This is a genomic window from Nevskia sp., from assembly GCF_021732705.1.
Taxonomy (GTDB): Bacteria; Pseudomonadota; Gammaproteobacteria; order Nevskiales; family Nevskiaceae; genus Nevskia.
In genome coordinates this window covers 77206-83881 of record NZ_JAKFUM010000014.1, presented here as the reverse complement: position 1 = coordinate 83881, position 6676 = coordinate 77206, and the positions used below count along the sequence as shown (strand labels likewise).

4 protein-coding genes are annotated in these 6676 nt (G+C 63.7%); 1 reads left to right on the top strand and 3 read right to left on the bottom strand.

Going from position 1 to position 6676, the window contains the following annotated elements:
- Positions 1–234: 234 nt before the first annotated feature.
- Together QZ951_RS16365 and QZ951_RS16360 are read right to left on the bottom strand one after the other, a co-directional pair.
- Complete coding sequence (locus tag QZ951_RS16365) at positions 235–2721, bottom strand: glycogen/starch/alpha-glucan phosphorylase (protein WP_366943962.1); 2487 nt, start codon at positions 2719–2721, stop codon at positions 235–237.
- A 133-nt stretch (positions 2722–2854) separates the two neighbouring features.
- Positions 2855–3871: an AraC family transcriptional regulator gene (locus QZ951_RS16360; protein ID WP_293002504.1), complete on the bottom strand. Its 1017-nt coding sequence runs from the start codon at positions 3869–3871 to the stop codon at positions 2855–2857.
- A gap of 116 nt (positions 3872–3987) precedes the next feature.
- Between QZ951_RS16360 and QZ951_RS16355 the strand changes: the two genes are divergently transcribed.
- Positions 3988–5511 carry an NAD(P)/FAD-dependent oxidoreductase gene (locus tag QZ951_RS16355; protein WP_293002502.1) on the top strand — a complete coding sequence of 508 codons (1524 nt, stop codon included), beginning with the start codon at positions 3988–3990 and terminating at the stop codon, positions 5509–5511.
- On the opposite strand, the gene QZ951_RS16350 is transcribed toward QZ951_RS16355, so the two are convergent.
- Positions 5508–6545 carry an AraC family transcriptional regulator gene (locus QZ951_RS16350; RefSeq protein WP_293002500.1) on the bottom strand — a complete coding sequence of 346 codons (1038 nt, stop codon included), beginning with the start codon at positions 6543–6545 and terminating at the stop codon, positions 5508–5510. The genes QZ951_RS16355 and QZ951_RS16350 overlap by 4 nt on opposite strands.
- Between the last annotated feature and the right edge of the window lie 131 nt (positions 6546–6676).

Sequence of the window (6676 nt, the reverse complement as noted above, 5' to 3'; positions counted from 1 at the left end):
GCTCAGCGCCGATGGTAGTGTGGCTAAGACCATGCGAGAGTAGGACACTGCCAGGCTCCAAATAAAACACCCCAGATCGGTTCAGCCGGTCTGGGGTTTTTTATTGCCTATCTCGCCAGATCCAACGTCCTCGGTGGACTGTCGAAAGTCGCGAAGGTCTAAGAATCGACTACACGCTGCGTCAAATATCGCGTGTTTCATCGAAGTGGACAATTCACTGCCAACAATGTCGATCTACGCCATGAACTCTGCACGCACATCGTCCTGCGACAGCAGGGCGACCTTGACCGGCTCCACCTTCCAGATCTGGTTGCAGTATTCCGAAATCGTGCGGTCAGACGAGAACAGGCCGGACCTCGCACTGTTCAGAATCGACATGCGCGCCCACGCGTCAGGATTGCGCCAGGCGTCGCCGACGGTCTGGTGGGCTTCCGAATAGCTTTGGAAATCGGCGAACAAGCAATAAGGATCATGGTGCACGAGGCTGTCGATCAGCGGTTTGAACAAGTCGCCGTCGCCGCGCGAGAAGAAGCCATGGCGAATCAGATTCAGCACTTCCTTGAGTTCCGGATTGCGGTCGACCCAGTCGGCTGGCCGATATCCCCCAGCCTTCAGTGATCCAACTTCCTCCGCCGTCAGGCCAAACAGGAAGAAGTTCTCCGCGCCGACCTGCTCGCGAATCTCGATATTGGCGCCGTCCATCGTGCCGATGGTCAGAGCGCCGTTCATGGCGAACTTCATGTTCCCGGTGCCCGACGCTTCCTTGCCGGCTGTAGAAATCTGCTCGGACAAGTCTGCGGCCGGGTAGATGCGCTGGCCATTGGTGACGCTGAAGTTCGGAAGGAACACCACGCGGAGGCGATCGCGCACCGCGGGGTCCCGATTGACGACTTCGCCGATCGCCGTGATCAGCCGAATGATCAACTTCGCCATGCGATAACCCGGCGCTGCCTTGCCACCGAAAATGAAGGTTCTCGGTACGACATCCAGATTCGGGTTCGATTTCATCCGGTGATACAGCGCAATGATGTGCAGCGCGCTGAGGTGCTGGCGCTTGTACTCGTGGATACGCTTGACCTGCACGTCAAACATCGACGATGGATCAACCGCCACCCCGCAACGCTTGCGAATGACATCGGCCAGATCCCGCTTGTTCGCCAGCTTGATCTCGCGCCAGCCCTTGCGGAACTCGACGTCATCGGCCAGCGGCTCCAGCTGCCGCAACTGCTCGAGATGCTTGATCCAGCCGTCGCCAATCGAAGACGAGACCAGACGCGTCAGCATCGGGTTCGCCAGCACGATCCAGCGACGGGGCGTCACGCCGTTGGTCTTGTTGCTGAATTTCTCTGGCGAGAACTCGAAGAAATCCTTCAGCACGTCCTGCTTCAGCAACTCCGAATGCAATGCGGCGACGCCGTTGATCGCGTGGCTGCCGACACAGGCCAGATGCGCCATGCGGACATAGCGCTCCCCGCTTTCGTCGATCAGGCTCATGCGCGCGACACGGGCATCGTCGCCGAAGTAGCGGCGTCGCACGTCCTCGAGGAACCGGGCATTGATCTCGAAGATGATTTCGAGATGCCGTGGCAGAACACGCTTGAACAATTCCAGCGGCCAGCGTTCCAGCGCTTCCGGCAGCAGCGTGTGATTGGTGTAGCCGAAGGTCTTGCGCGTGATCTCCCACGCCTGCACCCATGGCAAGCCATTCTCGTCGGTCAACAGCCGCATCAGTTCCGCCACGGCGATCGCCGGATGCGTGTCGTTCAACTGCGCCGTGAACTTCTCGTGGAAGCGGTCGATGCCGATTTTCTGACTCTTCAGGATTCGCAGCATGTCCTGCAGCGAGCAGGAAACGAAGAAGTACTGCTGGGCCAGTCGCAGTTCCTTGCCTTCGACATGCTCGTCATTCGGATAGAGCACCTTGCTGAGGTTCTCCGACACGATCTTCTGATTGACCGCGCCCTGGTAGTCACCGCTGTTGAACTGTGCGAAGTCGAAGGCTTCCGGAGCCTCCGCCTTCCACAAGCGCAAGGTATTCGCGGTGTTGTTGCGGTAGCCGAGGATCGGCGTGTCATACGGGATGCCGTTGACCGTGCGATTCGGTATCCACCGCACATGCAGCGCGCCCTTGTCGTCCCAGCGTTGCTCGGTATGTCCGCCAAGCTTGACCTCAGCCGCCCATTCCGGGCGCGCCAGTTCCCAGGGGTTGCCATTGCGCAGCCATTTGTCCGTTTTCTCGACCTGCCAGCCGTCGACCAACGTCTGATGGAAGATGCCGAATTCGTAGCGGATGCCATAGCCGATCGCCGGGATTTCCAGCGTGGCGAGCGAGTCGATGAAGCAGGCGGCCAGGCGGCCGAGGCCGCCATTGCCGAGGCCGGGTTCTTCTTCCTGATACAGCAGCTCATCGAGATTCAGCCCGAGTTCGCTCATCGCCTTGCGGGCATCGTCGAACAGGCCGAGGTTGATCAGGTTGTTGCCGAGGTGCGGCCCCATCAGGAATTCGGCCGACAGATACGCGACCGTGCGCGAGCCCTGCTTGGTGTACTCGTTCGCGGTCGAGATCCAGCGCTGCAGCAGACGATCGCGCACCGCATAGGCGAGCGCCAGGTAATAGTCGGTCTTGGTTGCCAGCGCCGGAAACTTGCCCTGCGTGTAGAACAGATGGTGCAGGAAGGCGTGGCGCAGACGCTTCACGCCATCATCGGGGCCATCGGTGATCCGGCGATTCTGCTCGGGGAGCGACGATTCAGGCTTGTTCACGCGGGACTCCACTGTCATCAGCCATTGCCGACTGCGGCACTCGGACGATGATCCGAGCAAGTTTCATGCAGATCGCGTCACGCTCCCACGATCAGCTTCGATACGCGCTCGGGGCAACCCCTTTCCAGCGCTTGAATGCGTGCGCGAAGCTGGCGCGCTCGGCATAGCCCAGCCGCTCGGCGACCTCGTCCATCTTCATCCGCGCAGTCGATAGCAGCTCTTCGGCCAGCGCCTGCCGAACCTCGTCGACCAAGGCCCGGTACGACGAGCCTTCGGCCTGCAGCAGGCGGCGCAGATGACGCGACGTCATGTTCAATTCGCTTGCGATCGCTTCCATGTCCGGCAGACGGCCCGGGGTCTGCAGCAGCCGGTCTCGAACCCGCCCGGCGATGCCGGCACGACTGCGACGGCGCGCCAGCAACTGGCGGCACTGATCCTCGCAGGACTGGCGCATCAGTTCGTTCGCCTGCGGCAGCGGGGCTTCGAGCACGCCAGGCGCCAGTTCGATGTGATTGCGAACGCCGGAGAATGACGGCAACTGGCCGAACGTCTCGCGGAACAGCGCCGCATGGTCGCGGTACGGATAGCGCAGGCTGACCGCCTGCGGCATCACCGGCGTGGCCAGCAGTTCGCGGTTGATGGTCTGGACGGCCGCCATGTCGCGCAGCACGACAAACTGGGACAGGTCCGGTGGCGCGCCGCTTTCGTCGATCACCAGACAGGCGCTGGACGACGATTCCTCGAGCCAGATCCGGTTCACGCTGTAGGTCAGATCCAGGTAGCGAAGGCCCACGGCCAGCGCGCTGCGCAAGGTGGCCGAGCTCGCCATCGCGAAGCCCCAGATGCCCATGGTCGTCAGGTGGTAGCGGGCGCCGGCGCGAATCGCGAGTTCGATGTCGCTGACGCCGCGCGGCGCCAAGGCCGTCAACAGGTTGCGGATGACGCCGAACTCCTGCGTCGCATCGATCTCGCCGGCCGGATTGTCCAGATCCTTCGTCCGGATGCCGGTGCCCGCGAGGCAGATTTCCGCAGTCAGGCCGTACTCTTCGGCAAGCCCGCAAAGCATGCGGCTGCTGGCGATTCCACGGCGGACGTTCCACTGGTGCATGTGTCCGAAATTATCACGTCGTGGTCCGCTTGCACCATCTTCAGGCGAGCGCGGAAGCCCTACAGTGCACACCGTCGGCACGCGGTCCGATTCCGTTCGCATTCCCAGGAGCCCCGATGTCCCCGTCCCCCGTTCCATCCCAGAAGGTCAGCATCGCGATCATCGGCACCGGTTTCGGTGGCCTGGGTCAGGCCTACTATCTGAAGCAGGCCGGCATCGACTCGTTCACGATCTACGAGAAGGGTGACGATGTCGGTGGCACCTGGCGGGAGAACACCTATCCCGGCGCGGCCTGCGACGTGCCGTCGCATCTGTATTCGTTCGCGTTCGAGCCGCATTACCCGTGGGCCTACCGCTATGGCAAGCAGACGGAAATCCTTGCCTATCTCAAGCATGTTGCCGACAAGCACGACCTGCGCCGCCACGTGCGTTTCGGCAAGGAGCTGAAGGCCGCCGATTTCGATGAAAGTCGCGGCCTGTGGCAGCTGCGCTTCGCCGATGGCAGCACGGCCGAGGCGCAGGTGCTGATCTCGTCGGTCGGCCAGCTCCACAAGCCGGCGATCCCGGCGATCAAGGGAGCCGAGCAGTTCCAGGGCGCTGCATTCCACTCGGCGCGCTGGCGGCACGATCTGGACTTCACCGGCAAGCGCGTGGCGGTCATCGGCACTGGCCCGAGCGCCGTGCAGTTCGTGCCGGCATTGCAGCCGAGCGTGGCGCGCATGGACGTTTACCAGCGCTCGCCCGGCTGGACCGTGCCGAAGGTCGATCGCAAGTTCAACGCTTTCGAGCGCGCGCTGCTCGAAAAGATACCGCTGCTGCATGACCTCGATCGCGCCCGCATTTTCTGGTGGTTCGAGTTCCTCGGCTCGGCGCTGCAGCGCAAGGCCACGTTCAACAAGCCGGCCGCGTTCATCTTCCGCACCGCCGCCAAACTGCTGATGAAGGCACAGGTGAAGGACCCGGAACTGCGGCGCAAGCTGACGCCGGACTACCCGGTGGGCTGCAAACGCGTGCTGCTGTCGAACGAATGGCTGCCGGCGCTGGCGTCGAAGAATGTCGAACTGGTCACCGACGGCGTCCGCGAGATCACGCCGACCGGCATCGTCGCCAACGACGGCACGCACCGCGAGGTCGACGCCATCATCTACGGCACCGGCTTTGAAGCCACCGGCTTCCTCGCCCCGATGACGATCACCGGCCGCGGTGGCCAGACCCTGAACGAGCGCTGGCAGGGCGGAGCCGAGGCCTACATGGGCATGACCGTGTCCGGCTTCCCGAACCTGTTCATCATTTATGGGCCGAACACCAATCTCGGCGCCGGCTCGATCATCTACATGCTCGAAGCGCAGCAGAAGTACGTGCGGCAGGCGGTGCAGGCGCTGTCCAGCAAATCACTGAGCTGGCTCGACGTGAAGCCGCAGCGCCTCGGCGACTACAACCTGATGCTGCGCCGGCGCAGCAAGGAAGATTCGGTCTACGAGACCGGCTGCCACAGCTGGTACATCACCGCCGATGGCAAGAACACCGTCAGCTGGGTCGGCTTCATGCACGAGTACGCGAAGCAGGTCGCGACCCTGAAGCTCGACGATTTCGAGCAGCGCGCGGCAGTTGCCGCGGCACCGCAGGCGATCGCCGCCTAGCCGCTGCTGCCGGCTGCGCCCGCAACGGCGCGGCCGGCATTGCCGGGGCTGGTACCGGTCGCGCGGCGGAAGGCGCGGCCGAAGTTCGAGGCATCGGTGTAGCCAAGTTCGAGTGCCACGGCCGTCACCGAGTGGCCCTGCGCCAGCAGGCCGCGGGCGCGCTCGACGATCGCGTCCGACGCCAGCTGCCGGAAGCCGATGCCCTCGGCCTTCAGATAGCGATCCAGCGTGCGGGCCGACAGGTTCAGCGTGTGCGCAAGATCATCGAGCGATGGCAGGCCGCCGCTCGACTCGCGCAGCATCATGCGCACCCAGGCGCCGACTTCACCCTGCGCGATGACGCTGCGGAAAGTCGCTTCGCACCGCGATTCAGCCGCCTTCAGCGCCGTGGCATCGGCCAGCGTCAGCGGTGCGTCGACCACCGCGATCGGCAGCCGCACGCGGATGCCGGCCATGTCGCCGACGCCAAAACGGCAGCGCGCGTCCGACAACTCCCGGTAGCGGACCCGATGCGGCAGATCCAGCGCCAGATCCAGTTCGTAGCGCGGTGTCCGCTCGCCGAGCAGCTCGTGCAGCACCAGATCGACCGCCGCAGCGATGGCATCGGTGTGGAACACGAGGCAGGCGTGACTCATCGGCAGCGCCGGAATCAGCAGGAATGTGCCGTGTTGCACGTCGCGCCGGAATCGCGCCCGGAAGGTCGGCGTTGCCAGCGAGAAGTAGCGCGACAGCATCTGCAGCGCGTAGCCCAAGGTCGGGCTCGCCAGCAGGCCGTAACCGAGGATCAGGTGCGAGGTCAGTCGCAGCCGAAGGCCCAGATCGAAACCCCAGTCGACGCGGCCGGTCTCGGCCGCCACCCGCTCGATCAGCGTTTCGACCTGCGACAGCCGCAGGGTCGATTCCGGTGCAGCCAGCGCGGCCGCATCGATTCCGAGCCCGTCGATCAGCGGGGCGATCGGCACGGCGCTGTCCTGCAGCAATTCGAGCAGCCGCCCGAAGTAGCGCGCGGGCAGGGCGCGATCGACACCGGCCATTGGAACCTCCTCCAGAGCGTCGCGCGGGGGCGTGTTGACGCCCGGTTTCGGTGCACTGTCTGGAAATGACCATGCAATGTCAAGAAATGACCGGCCGGATGCGGCGTCACGGCACACACTGCGCTCACGTT